16 protein-coding genes are annotated in these 25,593 nt (G+C 37.9%); 5 read left to right on the top strand and 11 right to left on the bottom strand.

The window, feature by feature from the left end; genetic code table 11:
* Position 1 precedes the first annotated feature (1 nt).
* From AC0KSB_RS15460 to alaS, 6 genes are all read right to left on the bottom strand, one after another.
* Positions 2-2,431 (bottom strand): RelA/SpoT family protein, encoded by a 2,430-nt coding sequence (locus AC0KSB_RS15460; protein ID WP_472310767.1) that lies wholly within the window; start codon positions 2,429-2,431, stop codon positions 2-4.
* The gene (gene recJ / locus AC0KSB_RS15455; RefSeq protein WP_472310765.1) at positions 2,428-4,545 is read right to left on the bottom strand and encodes a single-stranded-DNA-specific exonuclease RecJ; all 2,118 of its coding nucleotides are present in this window, start codon (positions 4,543-4,545) and stop codon (positions 2,428-2,430) included. The genes AC0KSB_RS15460 and recJ overlap by 4 nt, the downstream gene beginning before the upstream one ends.
* Before the next feature lie 126 nt (positions 4,546-4,671).
* Complete coding sequence (locus AC0KSB_RS15450) at positions 4,672-5,115, bottom strand: GatB/YqeY domain-containing protein (protein ID WP_472310763.1); 444 nt, start codon at positions 5,113-5,115, stop codon at positions 4,672-4,674.
* A gap of 3 nt (positions 5,116-5,118) precedes the next feature.
* Entirely contained in the window at positions 5,119-5,292 is a 174-nt protein-coding gene (gene rpsU / locus AC0KSB_RS15445) for a 30S ribosomal protein S21 (protein WP_472310761.1), read from the bottom strand.
* Positions 5,293-5,469: 177 nt separating this feature from the next.
* A complete protein-coding gene (locus AC0KSB_RS15440; protein ID WP_472310759.1) occupies positions 5,470-5,820 on the bottom strand; it encodes a histidine triad nucleotide-binding protein in 351 nt (116 codons plus the stop codon).
* A 90-nt stretch (positions 5,821-5,910) separates the two neighbouring features.
* Positions 5,911-8,571 (bottom strand): alanine--tRNA ligase, encoded by a 2,661-nt coding sequence (alaS, locus tag AC0KSB_RS15435; protein WP_472310757.1) that lies wholly within the window; start codon positions 8,569-8,571, stop codon positions 5,911-5,913.
* A 132-nt stretch (positions 8,572-8,703) separates the two neighbouring features.
* On the opposite strand from alaS, the gene AC0KSB_RS15430 reads away from it, so the two are divergent.
* From AC0KSB_RS15430 to AC0KSB_RS15420, 3 genes are read left to right on the top strand one after another with little or no spacing between them, the layout of a single operon-like run.
* Positions 8,704-10,029, top strand: a complete 1,326-nt coding sequence (locus tag AC0KSB_RS15430; protein ID WP_472310755.1) for a DUF1015 domain-containing protein — start codon at positions 8,704-8,706, stop codon at positions 10,027-10,029.
* A gap of 9 nt (positions 10,030-10,038) precedes the next feature.
* Positions 10,039-11,415, top strand: a complete 1,377-nt coding sequence (locus tag AC0KSB_RS15425) for an NAD(P)/FAD-dependent oxidoreductase (protein ID WP_472310753.1) — start codon at positions 10,039-10,041, stop codon at positions 11,413-11,415.
* The gene (locus tag AC0KSB_RS15420) at positions 11,412-14,198 is read left to right on the top strand and encodes a DUF2298 domain-containing protein (protein WP_472310751.1); all 2,787 of its coding nucleotides are present in this window, start codon (positions 11,412-11,414) and stop codon (positions 14,196-14,198) included. The genes AC0KSB_RS15425 and AC0KSB_RS15420 overlap by 4 nt, the downstream gene beginning before the upstream one ends.
* Here AC0KSB_RS15420 and AC0KSB_RS15415 read toward each other — a convergent pair.
* The 3 genes from AC0KSB_RS15415 to AC0KSB_RS15405 form a co-directional block, all read right to left on the bottom strand.
* Positions 14,177-15,250 (bottom strand): pyridoxal-phosphate-dependent aminotransferase family protein, encoded by a 1,074-nt coding sequence (locus AC0KSB_RS15415; RefSeq protein WP_472310749.1) that lies wholly within the window; start codon positions 15,248-15,250, stop codon positions 14,177-14,179. The genes AC0KSB_RS15420 and AC0KSB_RS15415 overlap by 22 nt on opposite strands.
* 148 nt (positions 15,251-15,398) lie before the next feature.
* Positions 15,399-16,976 carry a LysM peptidoglycan-binding domain-containing protein gene (locus AC0KSB_RS15410; RefSeq protein WP_472310747.1) on the bottom strand — a complete coding sequence of 526 codons (1,578 nt, stop codon included), beginning with the start codon at positions 16,974-16,976 and terminating at the stop codon, positions 15,399-15,401.
* Positions 16,977-17,117: 141 nt separating this feature from the next.
* A complete protein-coding gene (locus tag AC0KSB_RS15405; protein WP_472310745.1) occupies positions 17,118-18,590 on the bottom strand; it encodes a CCA tRNA nucleotidyltransferase in 1,473 nt (490 codons plus the stop codon).
* A gap of 145 nt (positions 18,591-18,735) precedes the next feature.
* Here AC0KSB_RS15405 and AC0KSB_RS15400 point away from each other — a divergent pair, with 145 nt between their 5' ends.
* On the top strand, positions 18,736-20,859 hold the full coding sequence (locus tag AC0KSB_RS15400) for an RCC1 domain-containing protein (protein ID WP_472310743.1): 2,124 nt from the start codon (positions 18,736-18,738) through the stop codon (positions 20,857-20,859).
* Here the strand turns inward: AC0KSB_RS15400 and AC0KSB_RS15395 are convergent.
* Positions 20,850-22,727 carry a DUF2207 family protein gene (locus tag AC0KSB_RS15395; RefSeq protein WP_472310741.1) on the bottom strand — a complete coding sequence of 626 codons (1,878 nt, stop codon included), beginning with the start codon at positions 22,725-22,727 and terminating at the stop codon, positions 20,850-20,852. The two genes, AC0KSB_RS15400 and AC0KSB_RS15395, sit on opposite strands and share 10 nt — an antisense overlap.
* A gap of 259 nt (positions 22,728-22,986) precedes the next feature.
* On the opposite strand from AC0KSB_RS15395, the gene AC0KSB_RS15390 reads away from it, so the two are divergent.
* Positions 22,987-23,865, top strand: a complete 879-nt coding sequence (locus AC0KSB_RS15390; protein ID WP_472310739.1) for an amidohydrolase family protein — start codon at positions 22,987-22,989, stop codon at positions 23,863-23,865.
* Here AC0KSB_RS15390 and AC0KSB_RS15385 read toward each other — a convergent pair.
* The gene (locus AC0KSB_RS15385; RefSeq protein ID WP_472310737.1) at positions 23,814-25,547 is read right to left on the bottom strand and encodes a class I adenylate-forming enzyme family protein; all 1,734 of its coding nucleotides are present in this window, start codon (positions 25,545-25,547) and stop codon (positions 23,814-23,816) included. The genes AC0KSB_RS15390 and AC0KSB_RS15385 overlap by 52 nt on opposite strands.
* Positions 25,548-25,593: the final 46 nt, after the last annotated feature.

Genomic DNA, 25,593 nt, shown 5'->3' with positions numbered 1-25,593 from the left:
TTTAATGTCCTCTTCTTACTTCAATAACATCTTTTACTGCTTTTATTCTACCAAGAAGACGATCGTACTGTTGCTGATTGCTAACTTCGACCGACATTAATAAAGTTGCCGTTACGTCTTTCATCGCAGTCATCTGCCCGGAAAGAATAGAAACCTTTTCTTCTGCTATTGCATTTGAGATATCTCCAAGCAAGTGCCTCCGGTCTCTAGCCAGAATTTTGAGTTCTACCTGATAACTGGTAGAATTGTCTTCCTGCGACCATGCTACATCTATTAATCTTGATGCTTTTTCAGCATCAGCCCCAGACCCGGCAGCAGCTTCCAGCAAATGCCTTATATTGGTGCAGTCTGTTCTATGAACTGCTACGCCTTTACCTCTCGTGACATATCCTATTATCGGATCTCCCGGTACAGGACTGCAGCAGCGGGACATTTTTACAAGGCAATTTTCAATGCCTTTAACAATTATGCCCTGATCATATCGATTATTTTTTTTGTTTTTGCCTGATCTAGGCAAAGTTTGTCCTTCTTCAGCAGCTTCGGCAGCGGCTGTAACAGGACTATATATGACCTGGCCGCTTGGTGATATTCTATAACCCAGCTTCAATCTTTCTTCTTCAGGAAGATTACGTATATATTCATCTCTAAGTCTGGGCACAATTTTGCCGGCTGAAAGACCACCATAACCAACAGCAGCTAAAATATCATCAAGAGTATTAAAAGTATATTTCTTGAAAACTGGTTCAAGCAACTCTTGTTTCAAAAGTTGTGATGGCTGAAAACCTGTTTTGCGGATTTCTCTTTCGACAATTTCCTTGCCTCGAATTACATTTTCCTCACGCATCTCTTTTTTGAACCACTGAGTTATTTTAGTTCTGGCGGAGGCGCTTTTTACTATTTTCAACCAGTCTCTGCTTGGACCATGTACTTTTTCAGATGTAAGTATTTCTATTATATCTCCATTTTTTAATTCATAAGTTAGTGGAACAATTCTGCCATTAACTTTGGCTCCATACATTCTATTGCCGATACCGCTATGAATATTATAGGCAAAATCAATTGGTACTGATCCGGCTGGAAGTGACCGAACATCACCTTTAGGAGTAAACACAAAAACCTCATCGGCAACTAAACCTGATTTTAGTGACTCCATAAACTCACCGGCATCGCGCATATCCTTCTGCCACTCAAGAAGCTGACGTAACCAGTTCAGTTTACCTTCAAACGGCTCATTTCTGGAATTGGCAGAACTATTCTCTTTATAACGCCAATGCGCAGCAATCCCGTATTCTGCAGTTCTATGCATGGCAAAAGTACGTATCTGAACCTCAAATGGTATACCTTTGGGTCCAATAACAGTAGTATGGAGCGACTGGTACATATTGGGTTTTGGCATAGCAATATAATCTTTAAAACGCCCCGGCATAGGTTTATATAGTTCATGAACCAGACCTAATACAGCATAACAATCAGAAACAGTATCGACCACTATACGCGTGGCGAAAAGATCATAAATCTGATCAAGACTTTTATCTTGTGTTTTCATTTTATGATATATACTGTAAAAATGTTTTGGACGGCCTTCTATTTCTGCTTTTATTCCAATCTCAGCAATTTTATTTTTTAACTGGAATATAATATCCTCCAGATAATGTTCTCTTTCAGATCTTTTTTGTGATATGGAGCCGACAAGCTCATAATATACTTCTCTGTCTATATAGCGTAGACATAAATCTTCAAGCTCCCACTTTACTTTATAAATACCAAGACGATGTGCAAGAGGAGCATATATATCAAGAGTTTCTCTTGCCTTTTCAAGTTGTTTTTCCGGCGTCATATGCTTTATGGTACGCATATTATGAAGGCGATCTGCCAGTTTTATAAGAACAACTCTTATATCACGAGCCATTGCCAAAAACATTTTTCTGAAATTTTCTGCCTGTATTTCTTCTTTTGAAGAATATGGTATACGGCTCAACTTAGTCACGCCGTCCACAAGCATAGCAACGTTTTCACCGAACTTTTCAGATATTTCATCTACCGTAATGCCGGTATCTTCTACTGTATCATGCAATAAAGCAGCAACCAAAGTGTCGCAATCAACTTCTAGCTCAATTAATATTTCTGCAGTTGCCAGAGGATGAATTATATATGGTTCTCCTGTAGCACGTCTTTGTGTTTCATGAGCTTTTTTGGAAAATAAAAAAGCATCTCGTATGCGTTCTGCATCATCTGAACCAGAATAATCGGTGTACGTATCAATAATTCTCTGCAAAACAGGTTCTGCTTCTTCCAGTATATGCTGATCAACAATATCACTATGTGTAACAGGACCTTCTCCATCCAGACTTGCTGTCTTACCTTCATTAACAGAAGCATCTGCAGATAATTCCAGATTGTCTGAATCTATATATTTTTCTTCCCTGTTCATTGTGCTTCCCCCTCTGCCTGCAATCGTCTGAAGGCAGGTGCGTGTTCAAGTTTTACCTTTGCAGATACTTCACGCAAAGCAAGTCTGCATCTTCCTTTTTCAAGCCAATCTATTTTTATCAATTTACTTTCCTCGAAAACCGATAACACTCTGATTAGTTTAAACGTATTTAAGCCGATCCTGTAACTGCATGATATTCTTTTTGCCAGAATTTTTAAATCTATTTCCAAAGCATTTTGTTTAAATCTTGATTTTATATATTGATAAACAGTTTTATAATCAGATTTTTCAGGCAAAAATGCTGAAAGAGGCTGATTAAATTTATTGGCCAAATCTTTTAATTCCCAGTTATTTCTATATAAAGAATCTACAATCCAAGGCCGATCAATAAAATCACAACCAATATCACTTTGTTTTATATCCCGTATCATAAGCTGCACATTTTTTCTGTTTTGCCATTCATTAATCTCCAGAGAATATAAAAGATCCACCTTATCGCCTAAATCAAAAAGTTCATCGGCATCACTCATACCAAAAGCAATAGCATCGATTTTTTTACCATTAGGACTTAAAACCGACATTTTAACATGTCTGCCATTTCCTACCAGATTCCATTGAGCAATTGTGAATCCTTCAGATATAAAAAGTGGCTGTCTGTTTAATTCGCCAAAAGGTTCCAGCAAGGAAATAGACTCTGCATTATCAATATTTAAATCCTGTTCAGATAATAACATATCTACTTCAATTGAAGGACGAGAAGGTGTACTGCTTGCAGTTGTTCTAGCGAATTCATTGATTGCTCGAGTGAAATTTCCCAGCTGTTGATATTTTATTTCCAGGCCGGCTGCTTTTTTATGTCCCCCAAAGGTTAAAATATATTCTTTTGCAGCTTCAAGAGCAGCCAGAATATCAAATTCACCATAAGTACGGCATGATCCTCGCAAATTATCACTATTGTCACCTGCAAGCATTATTACAGGCCGATAATAAAGATCAACAAGTCTCGAGCAAACTATTCCTATAACTCCAGGATGCCAGTTTTTGCACGCTAAAACAAGAACAGCAGTCTGGGGCAGATCCGCTGTACTTTCAATTTCAGCTATTGCCTGCTCCATAATTTCCTGCTCGAGTTGCTGTCTTTGACTGTTAAGATCATTTAGTTTTTTCGCTTTTAGTTTTGCTTGCTCCTGATCATCAGTTAAAAGAAGGCTTAATGCAGGTTCTATGTCCCCCATTCTGCCGGCAGCATTTAATCTTGGTGCAATGGTAAAACCAAGAGTGCCCGAATTTATCATATTTTTTTTCTGACACAATTCCATTAATGCACAAAGACCAGAAGGTATTTCCGGCAAGCCTTTATTTATTTGAGCAATACCTGCATTAACAAGTATTCTGTTTTCATCAATCAAAGGAACAACATCAGCTACTGTACCTAGGGCGGCAAGAGATAAGTCAGTAGACCATCTGATTTTTCCATTCATAAAAAAATCCAGTGCCTGCACCAGTTTTAAGGTAACACCCACACCTGCAAGGCCTTTAAACGGATAACTACAATTCGGTATCTTAGGATTCAGCAGAGCCAGAGCAGGTGGAAGCTCTGATCTGCACTCATGATGATCAGTCACAATTACGTCTATACCCTCATCGTTTAATTGTTTTATTTCATCTATGCTTGCTATACCACAATCTACTGTTATGACAAGTCCCGGATTTAATTCAATAATTTTATCTACACTGCCCTGAGACAAGCCATATCCATCCAGAAGTCGGTCAGGAACTACCCAATCACATTTCATTCCAGCTCTTTTAAGTGCGCGAATCAATAAAGCAGTTGAAGTCAGACCATCAACATCATAATCGCCATGAATCATGATCAACTCACCTGCCTCACCGTGTTCAATTATAGCCCGGCATGCTTTTTCCATATCTGCAAAAAGCAAAGGATCATGTAAGTCAGATAAGCTGGCATTGTAGAAGGAAGCTCTTTGTTCAGCAGTCAAATAGCCTCTTCTGATCAATATTTGATCAGAAAGCGACAAATCATTATTCTGTTCGGATATATATTCAGATAAATGATCGTACTCTTTTACTATCCAGTCTTTTTGCAAATACATATAAACTCCCCCTTCCTTCTTTTTTCTCTTATATAAATTATACCCATTATGTCAATGAACAAAAAGACTCGATTGCCGCTTAAGCGACATCGAGCCCTTTTCAAAAATCTGTTCAATTAGTAAGCATTAAACAAGCAGTTTTTTCACTATTTGATTAACCAACTTGCCATCAGCCTTTCCCTTGACTTCAGGCATAAGTACTTTCATAACTTTACCCATGTCACGAGCCGATTGAGCATCAGCCTTTTTAATTGCAGCCTCAACCAGTTCTGTTATTTCCTGCTCGGAAAGCTGTTTGGGAAGATAATTTTCAAGAATAGCCATTTCTGCTTTATTCTTGTCGAGAATATCTTCACGTCCACTATGTTCCAGCTCAGTTAAATTCTCAGCTCTTTTCTTATACTCTTTTGCTATAATGTCCAGAACACCTGTATCATCAAGTTCAATCTTCTGATCTTTCTCAATTTGCAAAACACCGGCTCTGACTATCTGCAAAAGCTCCTTGCGTAACATATCTTTATCACGCATGGCTTTCTTTAAGTCCTCGAACAGAGCATCTTTAACTTTCATGGATTAGCGTTTCCTCTTTCTTGCAGCTTCAGATTTCTTTTTGCGCTTTACGCTGGGCTTCTCATAATGTTCACGTTTACGAACCTCAGCAAGAACGCCGGACCGGGCACAAGAACGCTTAAAGCGTCTCAGAGCGCTGTCAAGGGTTTCATTTTCTTTTACTCTGACTTCTGACATCTATTTCACTCCCCTCACGGCGGTTTTCGCTTAGTCTGCCGAATACAATATCGTACTGCGACATCAAGGGATATTATACAGGCAAAAGCCTTTAGTAGTCAACTGCAAATCAAAACTGTTTTTACGGTAGTTGCTTACAGATGCAGTTTTTCCTGAATTTGCCTGTAGATATTTACGCTATAATAACTTCTCACCAAGATCACGTCCGCCCAAAAGATGAAAATGCAAATGGTCAATAGTCTGTCCGCCTTCTTTGCCACAATTATTAATTAATCTGAAGCCCTTTTGATCAACACCTGCTATTCTGGCTATTTCAGGGATAACATCAAGCACAGCTTTCAATATTTCAGCAGAATCGACATGTTCAGCTAATGACAATATGTCTGATGTGTGATTTTTGGGTACAATCAATAGATGTACAGGTGCAGCAGGATTTATATCGTGAAAAACAACAATCTTCTCATTTTCCAGAACTTTTTTTGAAGGAATTTCTCCCTTAATAATTTTACAGAAAATACAGTCAGTCATTTTTTCCCCTCCCTGTTATACATAATATTAAATACAAAAAAACTCAAATGCCATTCTTACAAAAGTTTTGCTTTCTGATGCTATCAGCAATTAACCTATCTTCTCAGATACAATTTTCTTTACAGCTTCCAATGCTTCTTCTATTTTAGATGCATCCCTGCCACCAGCTTGAGCCATATCCGGTCTGCCGCCGCCGCCACCGCCGGTAATTTTGGCAGCTTCTTTTATAATATTGCCTGCATGCAGACCTTTCTTTACTGCATCTTGAGTTGCCATAGCAACCCAGGCAACCTTTCCATCTGTTTCTGAAGCAAGAACAACCATGCCTGATCCAATTTTATCACGTATACTATCTGCAGCATTACGAAGCTGCTCTATATCGGCAATCTGCATTTTGGCCGCCACAAGTTTTGTACCATTAAAATTCAGTGCCTGGTCTATCAGATTTCCCGCAGCCTGAACAGCCTGTTTTGAGTGCTCTGCTTCAAGCTCTTTTTCCAGTTGACGTGTTTTTTCCAGGATATTTTCAATTTTTCTGGTAATATCAGCAGGTGAACATTTTAGAACTGCCGAGGTATCACTTACAAGTTCATTTTCCTGACGGCATAATCTGTACGCCTCGGGTCCGGTTACACCTTCTATTCTACGGACTCCGGCAGCAACACCACCTTCAGAAACAATTCTGAATTGACAAGCTTCGGTAGATTGATTTAAATGGGTTCCACCACAAAGCTCTCGACTATAAGAACCTACAGAAACAACACGCACAGAATCACCGTATTTTTCATCGAATAAAGCTAGAGCTCCGCTTTCCTTTGCCTCTTTAATTGACATTAGATTAGTTTTTACAGGCATATTTTGCAAAATAACCTCATTAACGCGATTTTCCACATATGTAATATCTTCAGCAGTCATAGCCTGATAATGATTAAAATCAAAACGTAAGCGCTGTGGCGAAACAGATGATCCTGCCTGAGTGACATGATCGCCAAGACGCTCTTTTAATGCTTTGTGTAAAATATGTGTTGTAGTATGGTTTCTGGCTGTATTTAGTCTTAACTGCTGATCAACTTCTAAAACAACTTTTTCCCCATGATGAACTATTCCACTTTCAACAACTGCCGTATGTATCCAGATATTTTCCGCAGTCTTAGTGGTATCTTCAACAGTCATTACGCCATTATCTGTTCTTATGATACCTGTATCGCCAACCTGACCACCTGAATTAGCATAAAATGGTGAGCGGTCAGTAATAACTCTAACAGCCTGTCCTGACTCTACCTGTTCTGCAAGCTCAAGTGTATCGTTTTCATTTTTACACACAAGAAGAGCTATTATCTGTGCTTCATCAGATGTCTTTTCATAACCTGTAAAAACTGTAGGTTTTGTCCTGTCAATGCTTTCTGGCAGAGTCTGCCCTCCCCAGGCAGATCCACCCTTATCCTTTAGAGCTTTTCTTGCCATAGTTTTTTGTTTATTCATTTCAGCATGAAAGCCTTCTTCATCAATTTTGAGACCTTGTTCAGCCGCGATTTCTCTGGTCAGATCCAAAGGGAAACCGTATGTATCATGAAGACGGAAAACATCCTCTCCTGAAAGTAAATTTTTGCCGGCACTTTTAGACTTATTAATATAATCCTCAAGCAGACTCATCCCCTGTTGTATTGTTTCGGCAAATCTTGTCTCCTCGGTTTCTATAATTTTTCTTATATAATCCTGTTTTTCTATCAATTCAGGATAGGCTGAACCTGACTCTTTAATCACAAGAGAACTTAAATTATGCAAAAATGGTTTCACAAGCCCCATCATACGTCCAAATCTTGCAGCTCTACGCAAGAGACGCCTTAATACATAACCTCTTCCCTCATTGGAGGGCAGTATCCCGTCACTTATCATCATTGTCGTACTGCGGATATGATCTGTTATAACTCTAATAGCAGTATCATCTTCTGCATTTTTACCATATTCACGCCCAGTCAAGCGACAAACTTCATCGAGAATTGATCTTATTGAGTCAACCTCAAATAGATTGTCAACGTTTTGCATAATACAGGCAAAACGCTCTAAACCTCCACCTGTATCAATATTTTTCTTTTCAAGCGGAGAATAGCTTCCATCATCTTCTTTATTAAACTGAGTGAAGACAAGATTCCAGAATTCAACATAGCGGTCGCAGTCACAACCAACCTGACATTCAGGTTCACCACATCCTTTATCCTCACCACGATCAAAAAATATTTCAGAGCAAGGACCGCATGGACCTGTACCGTGCTCCCAGAAATTATCCTCTTTTCCCATACGGAAAATTTTTGTCTCCGGCAAACCAACATCTTTATGCCATATGTCCCAAGCCTCGTCATCATCTTGATATACGGTTACATAAAGTCTATCTTCCGGCATCTGAAGAATCTCGGTACAAAATTCCCATGCCCAAGGTATAATTTCCTTTTTAAAGTAATCTCCAAAAGAGAAATTTCCAAGCATTTCAAAATATGTGCCATGTCGAGAAGTTTTACCTACGCGTTCAATATCTGGAGTTCTAATGCATTTTTGACAGGTTGTCACTCTAAGTGACGGAGGCGTTTCAGCACCTGTAAAATATGGTTTTAACGGAGTCATGCCAGCATTAATCAGTAAAATCGAAGGATCATTACGTGGTACCAGTGAAAAACTGGGTAATCTTAAGTGATCCTTGGATTCAAAAAAAGACAGATATTTTTCTCTTATTTCGTTTAAGCTCATTGCTTTCATTGTATTACCAACTCTCTTTTTGTTTTTTACGCTATCAATCGGATTTTACACCAAAATATCAGCTCAAACAAGGTGCAGCCGCTTTCTGTTTATGATAAAATAATCAAATCATTTATAAAAGAGGATCTAAAGATGAACAATAAAGATTTTTCATTGAGTGAGGCTTGCCAAAAATTAGGACTGCAAATACCTGAATTATATCTCCCTTCCGAGCAGACAGATATTTCTGTCTGGCCTGTCATTGCATGTGATCAGTATACTTCCCAACCGGAATACTGGCAGGAAACGGAAAGAATCACTGCAGGAAAGGCCTCATCATTATCTCTTATTTTGCCGGAAATTTATCTGGAAAATCCTGGAAACATATCCATAGATAGGCGAATAAATAAAATCAACAGCAATATGAAAGAGTACATCAATTCTGGAATACTTGAACTTCAGGAGAAGGGGTGTATTTTAATAGATAGAAGTACACCGCTTCATCCCAGCCGTAAGGGTCTTATTATATCGGTTGATCTCGAACAATATGATTACAAACCTGGCAACAAAGAACTTATTCGTGCCACCGAAGGAACGGTTTTAGAAAGAATCCCCCCAAGACAGGCAATCAGAAGGGACGCGCTGCTTGAGCTTCCTCATGTACAGCTTTTGATAGATGATCCTGATTTTTCTGTAATAGAACCACTCTGTTCTGATATTGCTTCTTCTGAGCCGCTTTATGATCTTGATCTCATGCAGGGAGGCGGACATTTGAAAGGCTGGTTTATTCCTGAAAATCACGCTTCATTAAAAAAGGCAATTTTAGCTATGCTGAATTTAAAAACACTTGAGCAAGATAATCTGCTTTTTGCTGTGGGAGATGGCAATCATTCTCTGGCAACTGCTCAGGCTCATTGGCATGAAATCAGGAATAATGTTTCACCAGATCATCCAGCTCGCTACGCTTTGGTTGAAATAATTAATATTCACGATAAGGGACTGGATTTCGAGCCAATACACCGGGCAGTATTTGATACTGAAGCATCTGAATTTGTAAAAATGGCTCAACAATGGGCAAATAATTTAAAACAGGATCTAGAAAAATCCAAGGCTAGTGAAACGGACAAATCATCTTATTCCATTCATGAACTGCCTTTATATACAGCTAATGATGATATAATTATTGATTTGCCAATTGCGGAAAACACCCTGGTAACAGCAATTGTTCAGAACATGCTGGATGATTTGCTTGCTGAATTAAAAAAGAAAGGGCAGAATGCCCGCATAGACTATATCCATGGAGTTGATTCAGTTAGAGAATTGGCTGATAAAGGAGCGATAGGATTTATTTTGCCACCTTTTGCAAAAGATGCTTTTTTTGCTACTATCTCAAAAGATGGGATTTTGCCAAGAAAAACTTTCTCTATGGGAGAAGCTTTTGAAAAAAGGTATTATTTCGAATGCAGAAGCATAAAATAAGGGCATAAAATGGAATCATCAGAGTTCAATTGCAAGCAGACAAAAGTATGCATAATAGGATCAGGCATCACAGGTTTATCTGCAGCCTGGGATTTGGTGCGTCAAGGAAAACAGGTTCTGGTTTTGGAGTCAACATTGCAGCCGGGAGGCATGCTTTCATCTTTTAATATTGGCAGAGATAAAATAGAGCATATATATCATCATCTATTTACTTCCGATGCCTGTGCATTGTCTTTAATCTCTGATTTAGGATTATCTGAATATATGAGATGGTACAGTGTCAAAGATGCTTTATTTGCCGGAGGTAGACTTTATCCTTTCTCCAGTCCTATAGATCTTTTAAAATTCAGCGAATTGCCGCTTTTTCAGAGAATTAAAACTGGTCTTACCGTTTTAAAAGCCGCCAGAATAAAGGATTGGCAGGAGCTTGAGAATATGACAGCCGCAGAGTGGTTGATAAAAAACTGTGGCGAAAAATCTTATGAGAGACTCTGGTCACCCTTGCTACGTGCCAAATTCGATACAGATGCAAAAGAAGTTTCAGCAGTTTGGATCTGGAATAAATTCAAATTACGTGGCAGCTCAAGAACCAGTCATGGGCAAACCGGCAAACTAGGATACATGCAAGGCAGCTTTGCAAGATTGACAGAAGCTTTAACCGCTGATATTGAGGCAGGATGCGGAAAAATATTATATGGATATACAGCGATGGGCATAGACAGACAAAAGGCTGAAACAGGTAAAAACAAATATAAAATATCCTGTATTCTGGAAGATTGTTCAGCAATAGATTTTGAAGCAGATGCAGTAATATCGACTATATCGACGAGGCAATTTGCAAATTTATCAATAGGTCTTAATCTTCCGGAAGATTATAGAGAAAAATTAAGGTCTGTTAGATACAAAGCTAATATATGTATGGTTTTAAGATTGAAAAACGCTCTTTCGCCATATTATTGGAATACAATTTGCGATGATCTGCCATTTGTGGTTTCTGTTGAACATACCAATATGACAGGAACTGCCGGTTATGATGGGCATATTGTATATTTGTCAAGATACCTTGATATTGCAGATGCAGTCTGGACAAAATCTGACGGAAATATATTTCAGAGTTTTGTAGCAGCTCTTTGCAGAATACATCCTGATTTTTCTACTGAAGATATTATTGATTGGCGCATAAAAAGAAGCAGGTACGCTCAGCCGGTGATTCAAAGAAATTACAGTAACAACAGACCAGAAATGAATACACCAGAACCAGGAGTAAAACTTGCAGGAATGGCTCAAATATATCCTGAAGATCGTGGTATAAATTATGCTATCCGACTTGGTTTTGAAGCAGCCCATTCGGTAGAAGAATATCTCAAAATAACGGAAGTGATATGATGCTGCGCAGATTTGCTATTGCCTTGCCCTTGATTATAATACCCGCTGCCTTTTTCTTTTTAGGCAATGATGCGGTTTATTTTATTAAGTGGTGGCTGTTACTGTTATTTATTGGTCTCATCTGGTGGCCGGTTGCAGCAAGACTATTTCCTGCCGGAGACAAAGGCTGGTTTGCCTCCAAAGGCCTTGGCTTTGCCTTATCTTCGCTAATCACTTTTTTACTACATCATTTTACGTTCATTCCCTTTAGCAGAATCTGGCTGATTATTATATTGTTTTTATCGGCAGTAATAATATGGACAAGTGGCAAATGGGCATACAAGGAAAATATTTTTCATTTTCTCAAAGAAGAAGATGAAAAGTATAATTTATATCTCATTGTTGGAATACTGGAAACAGCATTTGCTTTTTGTCTGCTATTGTGGACTTTCGCAAGAGGTCTCAAACCTGATCTTGACAGTTTAGAAAAATTTATGAACATAGGCTTTATGAATAGCTTATGGCGTTCTGATACCCTGCCGGCTGCTGATATGTGGCTTAGCGGAGCAGGTATAAACTATTATTATTTCGGCCATTATGCATATACGTGGCTATCCAAAATAGTTAATATACAACCTGTAATTGCCTATCAGCTAGCTATGGCTACTACTTTTGCCCTAACTGCTGCGCTATCTTTCAGTATAGGATTTCATTTGATGGTGTTTGTAAAAGATGAATCTTCATTCGTCTTTAAAAATCGGAAGCATAGACAGGTCAAATCAAAAACAGACAGTCTGAATAATAGCAAATCAGGATTTATAAGCAAATTATCCGTATGGCTTTCCGGCTTTCTAAGTATGCTTTTGATTGTTTTTGGGGGAAATCAGCATTCTTTTTTATTTGATGCCGATAGTCCAGGCAATGTCATTCTCAAAAGCTTATCAAAAATAGGTATAATGCCTGGTGATATCACACAAAACTTCTGGTTTGCAAACTCAACCAGATATATAGGATATAACCCTGATACTACGGACAAAACAATTCATGAATTTCCTTATTATTCTTTTTTGGTAGCTGATCTTCATGCTCATGTTATTAATTTGACTTTTGTATTGCTCCTGATAGGAATATTAATATGGACAATAAAAAAACTAACTTCAGAAGCAGAATATAATAAAAACGATATTTTCTCAGACAATTTAAAACAGAACGAAATAGTAACAGAAAAAGCCACTGCTAATTCGCTAAAAAAAGAAACAGATTTTATTAACGAAGCAAACAATCTCGGTATAGCAAAAAAAATTCAAGCAGGCAAGTCTAAATCAAGAAGAATAAAATTATCTTTAGATCAGATCATAAAAATTATTAAGCAACCTGAATTTCTGTTGATAGGTGTTATGCTTGCTATTTTTATGATGGGAAATTTTTGGGATTTTATAATTTATTTTGCTTTGTCTTGTCTTGTTTTTTGGTTGGCAGGCTGCAGAACATGTCGCAAAATACTTACTTTACGAGGTCTGCTAATCTTTTTTGTTCAATGCATTTTGATAGTACTGCCTTTTTTGAAAGCCGATAATCCTTTGATTGCACTTTTTCTGTATTTTCTCGCCTTTTTAATAGGATTTTTTATAGGACAGTTATCCCAGGACGGCCTTGTTTATGCTGGATCAAGAATGAGCTGGTTGTTCTTTCTGGCACATTTTATAAGTCTGCCATTTAATATTCGCTTTGAGCCAATAGCCAAGACAATTGCATTAGTTGAACAAAGGACACCATTTGTTCAGCTATGGGTACTATGGGGTGCACATGTTATGGGCGGACTGGTTCTGATATTTTTTCTTTTAATAAAAAATAGAAAACCTTATCTTCGCAGAGTTTTTCCTCCGCTTGACAATCAAAAAGATCTAGCCGTTGAAAGTCATAATGATGGCTTAAACAATAAAACTCTTTTTATTAATAAAATTGCTTTCCCCGATCAACTTGTACTGGCATTTTATCTCATGGGATTAATTTTGATATTATTACCGGAGTTAGTATATGTTGTTGACATATATAGTGGTGATTTCAAGCGTGCCAATACTATGTTTAAATTTACATATCAGGCTTTTATCTTGTTGTCTCTGGTATGGGCTTATACATCAGTGCGCATACTAAAAAGTTATAAAAACAAATTTTGTATGAGAATTTTTTCGATATTTCTTGTGTTTATGATGATTATACCTCTGTGGTACCCCTTTGCAGCTACTGAACAGTGGTTAGGTAATTTCAGGCGTGAAAACTATCAGGGGCTGGATCCTCTGATTAATCTTGCTATGAAAGATTCTCCTCAGATAGAAGGTAATCAGCCTGGCGAACTGGCGGCCGATGTAGCTGCAATTAAATGGTTAAACAATAATATTAAAGGGCAGCCTGTTGTACTTGAAGCATATGGTGATAGCTATACTGATTACAACCGTATATCAGCATTTACCGGCTTACCTACAATTATAGGCTGGCAAACGCATGAATGGCTCTGGCGCACCAGCAACACTAATCCTGATGCATTTGCAAGTATTGTCGTACCTAGACAAAATGCTGTCAGGGACATATATACCACTTCTGATCAAAATTTAAGACTTTCACTTATCGAAGAATATAATGTGGAATATATAGTTATAGGTCAATTGGAAAGAGAGAAATTCAGCGTTGAATCAGAAGACGGCAGAAAAATCTCCCAGATCCGGGAAGACCGAATCGGGGAGATTGGTGAAATCGTATTTGAGCAAGGTCATTTCAGAATATATTACATTTCGGACAAAACCTGATCAATACAGTTCAGTAAATCCTCTATCTGTTCATATGTGGTATCTGCCATATGAGCTATACGGAAAGTTTTATCCTTGATTTTACCATAGCCATTAGAAATCATATAATTATGCTCGGCAAGCTTTTTGTTAAGTAATGAGACATCAATTCCTCGTGTATTATCAATACAAGTAACAGTCTGAGAGAGATAGTTCTCATTTGAATAAAGTGCAAAATTATCTCTTGCCCATTTTTGGACACGGGCAGCCATTTTCTGATGACGTTCAAAGCGATTGTCAAGACCTTCTGCTAATATTCTATCAAGCTGGAAATCAAGAGCATACATCAGTGAAAGTGCAGGGGTTGAAGGATACTGCTGCGGCTTTTCTTTTACAAACTTGTATAATTCAACAAAATCAAAATACAAACCTCTATTAGGAACTTTTTCGGCAGCTTTAATTGCTTTTTCTGATACACTGCAGACAGAAAGTCCAGGTGGTAGGCCAATACATTTTTGGGTTGACGCAATCAGAACATCAATGCCAAGTTTATCAGTTTCAATCTTATGCCCTGCAAGAGAACTTACAGAGTCAACACAGAAAATAACCTCAGGATATTTGCCGATAACAGCAGACAAAGCCTCAAGATCATTTGCTACACCTGTGGCAGTTTCGTTATGAGTAATAGTAACAAGATCGTACTCTCCTGTTGACAGAGCTTCCTCCACTTGCTGAGGCAAAGTAGGTTGTCCTAGTTCTGATTTAAATATATCGGCAGCAACACCATTGCTTACAGCCATTTTATACCAACGATCTCCAAAAGCACCTATCGAGAATACTGCTGCTTTACGTCCGGTACAAGACCTGATAGCTCCTTCCATTAATCCGCTTCCGGAAGATGTCGAGAGAATAATCTCATTTTTTGTGTACATAAGCTGACGCATTTTTTCTGCAATTGAACCTTGCAGAGCAGAAGCATCTTTAGTACGGTGTCCAATCATTGGTTTTGTCATCTGTTCCAGAACCTCAGGATTGACATCAACAGGTCCGGGAATAAACAATCTCTTGTGCATGCAGCATTTCTCCTTTTTTCTATTCAAATTATATCTAACAATATTTACTGGCAGTATAAATCTTATTCAGGTATTTTGGCAAGTGTATCTCGTCTTAATTATCACTGTAGTATTGAAAAGCAATATAGCAAACACATCTACTTTTCTATCAATCAACAGAAGGTATTTTTATCTCCTGACCTAGCTGTATACTGTCTGAAGTCAAGTTATTATATTCTTTAATCAGCTCAACCATTTCATTTATATTAGAGCTGTAATACTGACTTGCAATTTTAAATAAAGTATCACCATCTGCTACAGTATGAACTCTCTCGTCTCCGGCAGAGGCTGTTGTCTCAGACGTCGTTTCGGCTGTCGTCTCCTGAGTTGTTTCGGCTGTTGTTTCGGCTGTTGTCTCCTGTGTAGTTTCGGTTGTTGTTTCTACTGTCGTTTCCTGTGTGGTTTCAGCTGTTGTTTCTGTAGTTTCAGAAGGATCGGTAGTTTCAGCCGGTGCTGTAGTAGTCGTAACAATTGGAGTGGTAGTTGTATTATCTACATCATCGCCTCTGCCAAATATCATATTATAAATAGCAAAAAGACAAGCAATGCAAATAGCTGCTAAAATAAGGTAAAAGGCAATTTTTTTATTTTTACTACTGGTTTGCATCTGCTCATCATCATAATAATCGTCATCATGCATATCATACTCATCATCTGGCGAAGGATAAGCGGCATTGCCATAAGCAGGCATATCAGACTCGTAATTATCTGCAGTAATATCTGCCGGAGTTGCTTCCAGATCATCATTAGGCTGATATAAAGACTCAGAATCATATGAACCAGAATCACTATCGGCATCTTCAGACTGAGAATATCCTCCCCTTGGTGAAGATGGTACCTTGGCAGCAGCTGCTGCGCCGGCGCCTGCTAATCCCCTTCCAAAAGGCATACGGCCGCCTTGTTTTTCCATCGCATTTATAGCTTCAACAAAACCTATCATAAACTGAAGAGGCACTCCCGGCAGTTTCGCGGCAGCAGCGGTAATAATCAATCCGGCCGCATCTGCCTGATCTTCAGCTTCATATAATAAGCGCAGCACTTCACGTTGTCCGAGAGCTTCCATCAATTCTTTGTTGCAGACAATCAGACAATCATCTTCCTGAAGCTGAGCTATATTAGAATATCTGACCGTACCGGCAACCCCTGCACAATAAACATCATGACCGGGAACGCTTTTCCCGTTCAGATCTATTGCCTCCAGAGGAAAATCATCTGAAGTTAATGGGTAAAGAACATCTCCCCTGTATAAATATGCACAGCCACCACCCATAGTAATTGCTGCAATTTCTGAATCTTTAACAATAACTCCTGCAAAATATGGTTGTCTGACACCTTCGTGCTGCAAAGTCATGCGTCCGGCTATGTCCACTGCACACTCCGCAAGCTCATTAATCTCTGCGTCAATATTTCTACCATGCTGTTTGACGTCAAGCAAAATTCTATCGAGAGATTTTCGAAGTCTTGTAGTAGTTACTTCATCGGCATGCTGACTGCCAAGATGGGCAAAGACTGAATAGAAAAATCCACGATCCTCTCTATCTAATGTTATATCAGCAGCTCTATGTTCACGACGTCCTGTTAATCTTCCGTCAAGGTAAAAAGTATCACTAGCTCCTGAAGAAGGGTAGAACCTTGCATTCACAGTAGTTGCAATACGAGAAGTGGCAGTACGAATAGGTTTAGCCATAATGATCCTCCTGTTGTGCCTAAATTAAAATCTTATTCTTAATCTACTATTAAGACATATTTTTATGTATAAAATTCAATCTTTTGTCCAGATTGAAAATAGATTTCATACCCAAGCTATTATATCACACTGAAACGTCGTTCAATATGACAGATTCCTTTCATTTACGGTTTCATTAAAAGTCCAGTTTCTAATCATATTTACTGCTTCATCTTCTGTCGGTATATTATTATTCAAAATACAAAACGACAGCAATCTTTCCAATAAAATACCTATGTTGCTTTTATCTTTAAGTTGAGCAAAGATTATATGGTCACCTCTGATCGGTAATTGTTCCAAACTGGAAATGCTTTCCATAGGAAAACTATGCCAGGTGCGTATCATTTTTAAATCATCGTCAATCGATTTACGCAATAAATCATCCGCAGCAAGAGATCTTAAAACACTCCAGCTTAGACCTACCAGAGGCAGAATCAATTCATATTTTAACTTACTGACACGCCCTGTATTTCTAATAATTATTCTCAGAATTTTTTCCTGCTGAAATCTGTCAAAAGTGTTTTTCTTGCCGTAAGCAGTTCTACACGATTTTTCAAAAAGCAGTTTCATACCAATCATTATAAGAATCGCATGAGACTGTCTGGCCATAGTCTGAGAAAGCCTTGTACGGCGAACAAGCTGTACAGGCAATTCTGTAAGCTTATATACACTCAGACTTAATGCAATTTTGTACCAGTCCTCGATCAAAAAAGAATCGGGCAGATCATTTGATTGTGTATCTGATGGTTGTGCATTTATTTTTGCCATCAAAGATGCACAGTATAAAACCGGCCAGATCTGTCCTTTATTCCAAAAAGGCTGAATGAAACAGGATAGAGATTTACATAAAGCTTTATCATCTATAGACATATCTAAAGTCTTTTTTACAACTTCTGCCATCAAATGTGTACCGGAAAAGTAATTAACAGCATGTGCATACGGAGCGCGTATAAGCCGCATAAGTTCTGCCAGCACCCTTTCAGAGCTTAATTTTGAAATTGCTGAATAGTTCTCTTTAATGGCGATTAGCAAATTTTGCTCAGGTTTGAGATCATAAGTAAGTGCAAATCTGACAGCCCTCAGTTGCCTAAGAGCATCTTCCATTATTCTTTCCTTTGGAGATCCAACACATCTCAAAATCTGATGCTGTAGATCTCCTATACCATTAAAAGGATCCCGCAACCCTTTTTTAGGGTGCCATGCCATACTGTTTATTGTAAAATCTCTTCTTGCTAAATCAGGTAGCAGCTCACTCTCATATTTTATATGATCCGGACGTCTCCCGTCACTATATGGGCCTTCTGATCTGAAAGTTGTTACTTCTATATGAAGATCAGACATAATTACCGTCACTGTACCATGTCTAATTCCCGTGTCTAAGCAGTGATCAAACAAATCGTGAATTTGATCTGGGTTAGCATTTGTTGCTACATCATAATCGCTTGGTTTTATACCGAGTACCATATCACGTACACAGCCACCTACAAGCCAGGCTTCATAATCATGACTATTAAGCCTGAAAATTAATTCTGTAACAGATCGCGGAATAATATCCATCCAGTTTATATTTTTCAAAATATACCTCTATTATTCAAAGCACAATTTGTACATAATCTTATGATATAATACCCTGTCGTAATTATTGTATCCTTGTTTGACAAGTGTATCCAGCAATTTATAAAAATAAAATGATTATTGTAATTAAGAGGAAGAAGAATATATGTCAGTTTTCATAGAAAAAACTTCAGTGGAAAATACAGATAGAACCCCAAAAATCACAGGTAGATTAATCGCAAAAAAAATAAGCTTGTTAGTATGTATAATGGCTATTGTTCTTTTGATTATGAAGAATAATATAATAGCCGAAGCAAAAGAAAGTGATAATGCCGTAGCTGTACGTCTCGCAGCAGGTTTTTCTCATAGTGCTATGATAGACTATGATGGCAGCCTTTATTTTTGGGGTGATAATAGTTATGGTCAGCTTGGATTTGCTGAAGAAGACTATTTTGATTCCCCGGAATTATTAGAACTTCCCGGAAAAGCTGTAGAAATAAGCCTGGGAGCCTGGCATTCACTTGTACTTACGGAAGCAGGAGAGGTTTATAGTTTTGGCCGAAATACTTTTGGTCAACTGGGAGATGGCTCCTATGAAAACAAATCGGAAGCAGTAAAAATTGAGGGTTTGCCTAAAATAAAAGCTGTTGCAGCCGGCAGTTATCATTCACTTGCTCTGGGTGAAGACGGTAGCGTCTGGGGCTGGGGAAACAATACCAGTTATCAGCTTGCTCAGTCACCTTCAGAAGAGCTTGAAGACTCAGGCCAGGTAGTAGCAAGAAGGGTAGCAAGCCCTAAAATGATAGCAGATGAAAGTTCTGAAGCTATCGCAATAGCAGCTGGTGGACATTTTTCATTATATCTTGATACAGAAGGTCAGGTTTTTTCCTGGGGTGACAACAGCAAAGGCCAAGCAGGCAATGGCACTACTGAAATAAATCAGATGCCGTCTCTGGTAAGTGATATAGAAAATATTACGTCGATATATGCAGGATATGAATTTGCTTTAGCAGTAGCTGATTATGGCAATTATCAAAATCTTTATACTTGGGGAGATCATTCCCTAGGACAATTGGGAGTGTCTGATACAAGCGGCAGCGGAACAATGCGGTTAAGACCGGCTCGTATAGATTTAACGGGAGACAATGCCCATACTAATGATAGATTATCGAATATTGCCGTGGGATTTGCCCATGTTCTTGCTTCTGTTCCTGAGCAGATTGAAATTATAGATCAAGAAACAACAGAAGTTGCTCTTGTTGAAACAGGCAAAGAAAGATTATTGGTTTGGGGTAATAATTCTTATGGTCAGCTAGGATTAGAAAACGGGCAAATTTTTTATAAACCGGAAGAAGTAAATTTCAGATTACTGGATCATACTGAGAATTTATTTTCCCCATTTGATGCCCTTGCTGCAGGAGGCAATCATAGCCTGGTTATGAGCAGCACCGGTCAGCTGGGAGCAGCAGGAAGAGGGGATAAAGGACAACTGGGAACTGTTTCCATTATTGATAGAAACAGGTTTTCATATGTTGAAACTTCAGACCATATATTACCTGCTTGGTCTGAAAACCAGACCTTAACCACAGACTTTGCAGAAAATAATATTTTAATTATAAGATGGCCTGCTGCACAGGACAACATTGCGGTTTCCGGTTATATAATAGAAATAAAAGATAGTAAAGGTAAAATTCAGATATTGCAGGCAGACACTTCTCTCGAACGAAAAGTTAACAATATGGATCCTGAAGAAGCATATGCAATTACAGTTTATGCTTATGATTCAACTACAACTGAAGCTGCACCAGAAACTCTGAGTCAGCTTCACGGATATTATGCACCTGAAAATTTTGATCTACAATCTTGGGATCAATTTTTTTCGGAACCTTTGTCAGGAACAGTATCCAAAAGTCTGCTGCCCAACAATTGGAAACCGGATATTTCAGGCTACCAGCTAAAAGTTACAGCACCCTGGGAATCTCTTCAAGTGAATCAGCCTGTGCCGCAAGAGGAGAAAACTGAAATCCCGGTTGCGAAAATTATTTTAACCGTTTTGGCCGGCACACTAATCATAGGTTTGACAGTCTGGGTCGGTATAAATTATCACAAACAAAGACGACTTATTTATCCTATCCCACCTGTACCGGAAAAATATAAAATAGCATTAATCACTAAATGCAAACAAATCAGCGACTTTGTAAAGGAAACGGCCAAAAACCTCTGGAACAAGACAATAGGATTTCAAACCAGGCTAAAAAAAATATTTTCCAAACTCAAATTTCACAAATGATCCTCTATGAGATGAAAGCTTGATGACAAGTAAAAACTTGCAATCAACATAGATTCCATTGCCACGAGATCTCTGCCTAATAATCTTATTTGTTCGGCAGAAGCCGCCTTAGCAGCCGGAGAATCTTTGGATTTATTATTCAGCTTAGCTTTGTTAGAAACACTCTGGTAAGCACAGATAAACTCCTGGCTGCAAATATCCTTGCCCTTTACCAGTTGAATTACTTGTCTCATAAAAAGCTTTGTACGGTCAAGGGCAATGGCGTATGGCAAAATATCAATAAGATTTTTACAGTCTGGCATAAGAATCTCAGTAAGGTTATCTATATCATAAAAACTACTGAGATATCTTTTTATAGCATTACCACGCGAATATTCATAATTGCCCTTTGGGGATAAATGCCGCAGTGACAATCCATATATGAAAAAAATCACTGCCGGAACCAATAAGAGCAAGCCTATAAATGACATCAAAACAATTGATGTCACTACTCCTAGAATCAGATACAATGCCGACAAAGATATACCAATTACTTTTCCATATCGACTTTTTTGTTCATCGAACAATCCATATAAAGGCAGTTCTTCGTCAATAAGCTGTTTGAACTGATCATAGTATTCTCTAAATTCGTCAGAAGTCTTTCTATCCCTTGCATATTCTTTAATCTGAACCGTAGATAAAGTATGCTGCTTTGAACTTACACGATCAAAAAACCATTGAAGTAAAAATATTTCATATGCTTTAAACCCTGAATAATCATTTCTTTCAGGATATTTCCATGTAAAAACAAGACCTTCAAGTTCAAGTTCATTTCTTCTAACTAAATCTATAAGCGTACACATAATAAGTATGCCTGGCTTACTATTGCGCATCAACAAACTCATCACGGCCGGAGGATAATCAATCTTCTCAGGCAGTAAATATTTTTCTTTGAATCCAGACATACCTTCTCTATCAAAAATAAAATATATGAGAAGTAAAAATATAATCGCTAATATCAAAAAAAAGAAAATCAAGGCTCTCACGGAGTTCAATAATGAACGCCGCATTTCTACATCATCAATTTTACCTTCAATTGACTCAATTAACTCATCACGTAGCGGCAAATCATTAGAAACTGCGACTTGAGAAAAATGTTCGCTTGGCATTAATATAGAAACTTCCAAATCTTGACCAGACTCAATATCACTCCACTCCAATTGCCATTGATCTACTTTCAAAGCATCTTTCTGAGATTGTAAATTGCTTATTACATCAAATCTGCTATCCTCATTTGGCTGATATGGAAACACATATTTTATATTTAATTTTGAAATTTCAATATTATCAGGTAAACCAACAAGTCTTTGCTTGATAAAAGCAGTATCTTCGGATCGGCGCACCAACTCAGTAAGGTTATAGTTAATTACTACCCTTCTGGTAGTGTCTTTTTCAAAAAAAGCATGCAACCTTAAACGTGAGGCATCTTCCTGATCAGTCTGTGTATATGTCATAGGAGTAGCAATTGCAGCATCAGAATCAGCAAGAAGCATATTTTGCATCATTAGAAAATCATCTTCGTTTTGATTGAATTCTAAAACAGGTTCAGGATTTTTATCTGAAATCAAAACCTGTATTTCCCCTAATCTGGCAGTTCTATCAAGATTAACAAAAAAATCTATGGAACTTTTATCTTCATTGAAATCGTAGAACAAGTTTTCTGTAACAGTAGCAGAGCCATCATAATTAACTGAAACAATAATTTCATAGCTGTCCACATTGTAGTCAGGCTGACCTATGGCATATATGTTCACAGTTGAAAATGTGAATACAATAACAATTAATGTTATAGCCGCTATCATTCTAATAATGTTTTTGCGGTGACGCATAACGTCCTCCTAAACTAATTGAAAGCTCCGATAAGCATTACTGTCTGATATTATATCACATCAAATTGACAAAAAATTTTCATTATCATGACCGGTAAAAGTCTTAGATGTAACAAAAAAATTTTAAAAATCTTTTTTTGTATTGCGCACAAACTGTATGGGTATTAAAATCAGATAGTTAGAAGTCACTATTGCTACAAGCCTCCACTAGATTGTGCAATAAATAATAAATCAAAAAGACAAATAGGGAGACATTATTTTGCAAAAATCAAATAAATTTAACAGCGAGAAAAATAAGCATAACTTAAGCAAATTAAAAGGGCTTGCTAATATAATTGATATCCATGCTCATATTTTCCCAGATCAGATAGCAGAAAAAGCAATTAAATCTATTGGAGATTTTTACAATATAGAAATGAGCGGAAGTGGTAAAGCCGATAATCTTATTGCTGCAATTGATAAGGCATCAATAAGCAAAGCAGTAGTTTTTTCAACAGCAACTTCCCTAAATCAGGTTGAAAGTATAAATTCTTTTTTATCGATTCAGCAATCTGCCAATTCTAGAATGATCGCATTTGGTACACTCCACCCGCTTCAGTCTGCGATTGAAATTAACAATACTCTTGCCAAAATAGAGTCTCTGGGACTTAAGGGAATAAAACTACATCCCGATTTTCAGAAAATGGCTGCTGATTCTGACTTTGTCATGGAAGTATGCAGCCAGGTTGGAGAAAAATATCCTGTGCTATTGCATGCAGGAGATCATAGGTATGATCTCTCTCACCCGTCCAGAATCAGAAATCTAGCCGAGAAAAGACCTGAATGCCGAATAATAGCCGCTCATTTTGGTGGATGGAGCCAGTGGAAAGAGGCTGTAGAACAATTGTCAGGCCTTGATCATGTATATGTTGATACCAGCAGCACTTTTCCCTTCATGGAAGATCAAAGCATACTTGGTCTTATTGATAAATTTGGCAGCAATAGGGTTCTTTTTGGATCTGATTTCCCGATGTGGCATCCTTATGATGAGTTGATAAGACTTTCATCATTAGATATATCACAGACTGATCTTGAGGCAATTGTTTGTTATAATGCGGCTTCTCTTTTGGATATTTCTCTACGTTCCAGCTCAACATAATCTATTTTTCCAACCTTTGTTTTGGGGAGATCACTGCAAAACTCTATTTCCTTAGGAACCGCATATTTTATCAAATGCTTCTCTGCCGTCAGAAGTATTTCTTTTTTTAGCAAATCAAAATCTTCTTGTTCTGCATTTTCATTTTCCGGTACGGCAAAAACCTTAACAACCTGCATTTTGTAAGGATGAGGTATACCTATTGCGCAAACCATTCGGATTCCAGGAACCTGTGAAATCACATCTTCTACTTGTGACGGGAAAACAGGAATGCCGGAAACCTTTAATATTCTTTTCAGTCTTTGTCGAAAATGGAAATAACCATCTTCATCCATATATCCATAATCACCTGTATGCACCCATTTAAGACCGTCTGAATGAGTATGTACAGCTTCCTGTGTAGCCTGAGGATCCTTTAGATAACCTATCATCGTTGTCGGTGCATGCACACAGAATTCACCTTCTTTACCGACTTCAACTTCTTTGTCTGTTCCAGGTTCAAAAACGCCCATCAAAACATCTGCCAACGGCAGACCTACTGTTCCGGCTCTTGATTTTTGCTCAGGATTAACTGCACAAACAGTCACCGTTTCTGTTAGACCATAACCCTCTCTTAGACTGACTTTACCGCCTCTTTCTGCTACAAAAATATCAAAACGTTTTTTCAACTCCGGCGGCAAAGTATCACCACCACAAAATACTGCTTTTAGACATGAAAGATCTGCTTTTTTTAATCCGGAATTATTAAGGATCCCTTCAAACAAAGTAGGTACAGCAGCAATAAAAGAAGGTTTGTTTTTTATAATAACTTTTGCCAAAACCTCAGGGGAAAACTGTGGCACAAGAATAGATGTCATACCGTTTACAAGCATAGTATGCATACCCATACATAAGCCAAATCCATGAAACAAAGGCAAAATAGCAACCATTGACAAACCTTTGGGATCAAATGCCTCATTCATATCAAAGCCTACTATTTGAGGCCCCTGATAGGCAAGAATATTAAAGTTATCCGAAGATAGCATTATAGTTTTTGGATCTCCGGTTGTTCCTCCACTATGAAGGTACACAGCACATTCATGCGGAGATTTTAATCTCTTGTATGGAACGGTCATTAAACCACTGTTTATAAAGTTTTTCCATAGAATTATGCTGTCCAGTTCAGGTACAGCAGGAATCTTTTTGCCTTTAGTTATATAGAAACCAATTTTTGTAACAGGTTTCAGATAATCCATAATTGAACAAACGATAGTTTTCTTAACATCAGATTTTTTGAGCATATCAAGATGTTTTGGCAGCATAGCATCAAGAATTATCAGCCATTGACTGTCAGTAGTTTTTAGATAATGAGACATTTCTTCAGCTGGTGATAGAGGATGCACCATGTTGCATATTCCCCCAAGCCTATTAACAGCATAGAAAAAAATAACAGCATGTGGTGTATTAGGCAAGCAAATAGTAGCGGTATCACCTGTTGTAAAACCTATTTCAGTTAATGATGCAGCAGCCTTCTCTATATCTGCTGATAACTGACTGTAAGACATTTTACTACCTAAGAAATCCAAGGCTATATAATCAGGATACAGATGTGCTGTATCATTTACCATCTCAAATAAAGTTGCCTGCGGGTAATTAAGAGTGTCTTTGAACCAGGGATCATAATTCTTTTTCCAGGACTTATTCATATTGCAAAACCTCCTGCATGGGTATCAGAATACCACAAGCAGGAGG

The sequence above is a fragment of the Ercella succinigenes genome (genome assembly GCF_900002895.1).
Note: the sequence above shows the minus strand (reverse complement) of the source record. Positions and strands in the feature narration are given on the sequence as shown.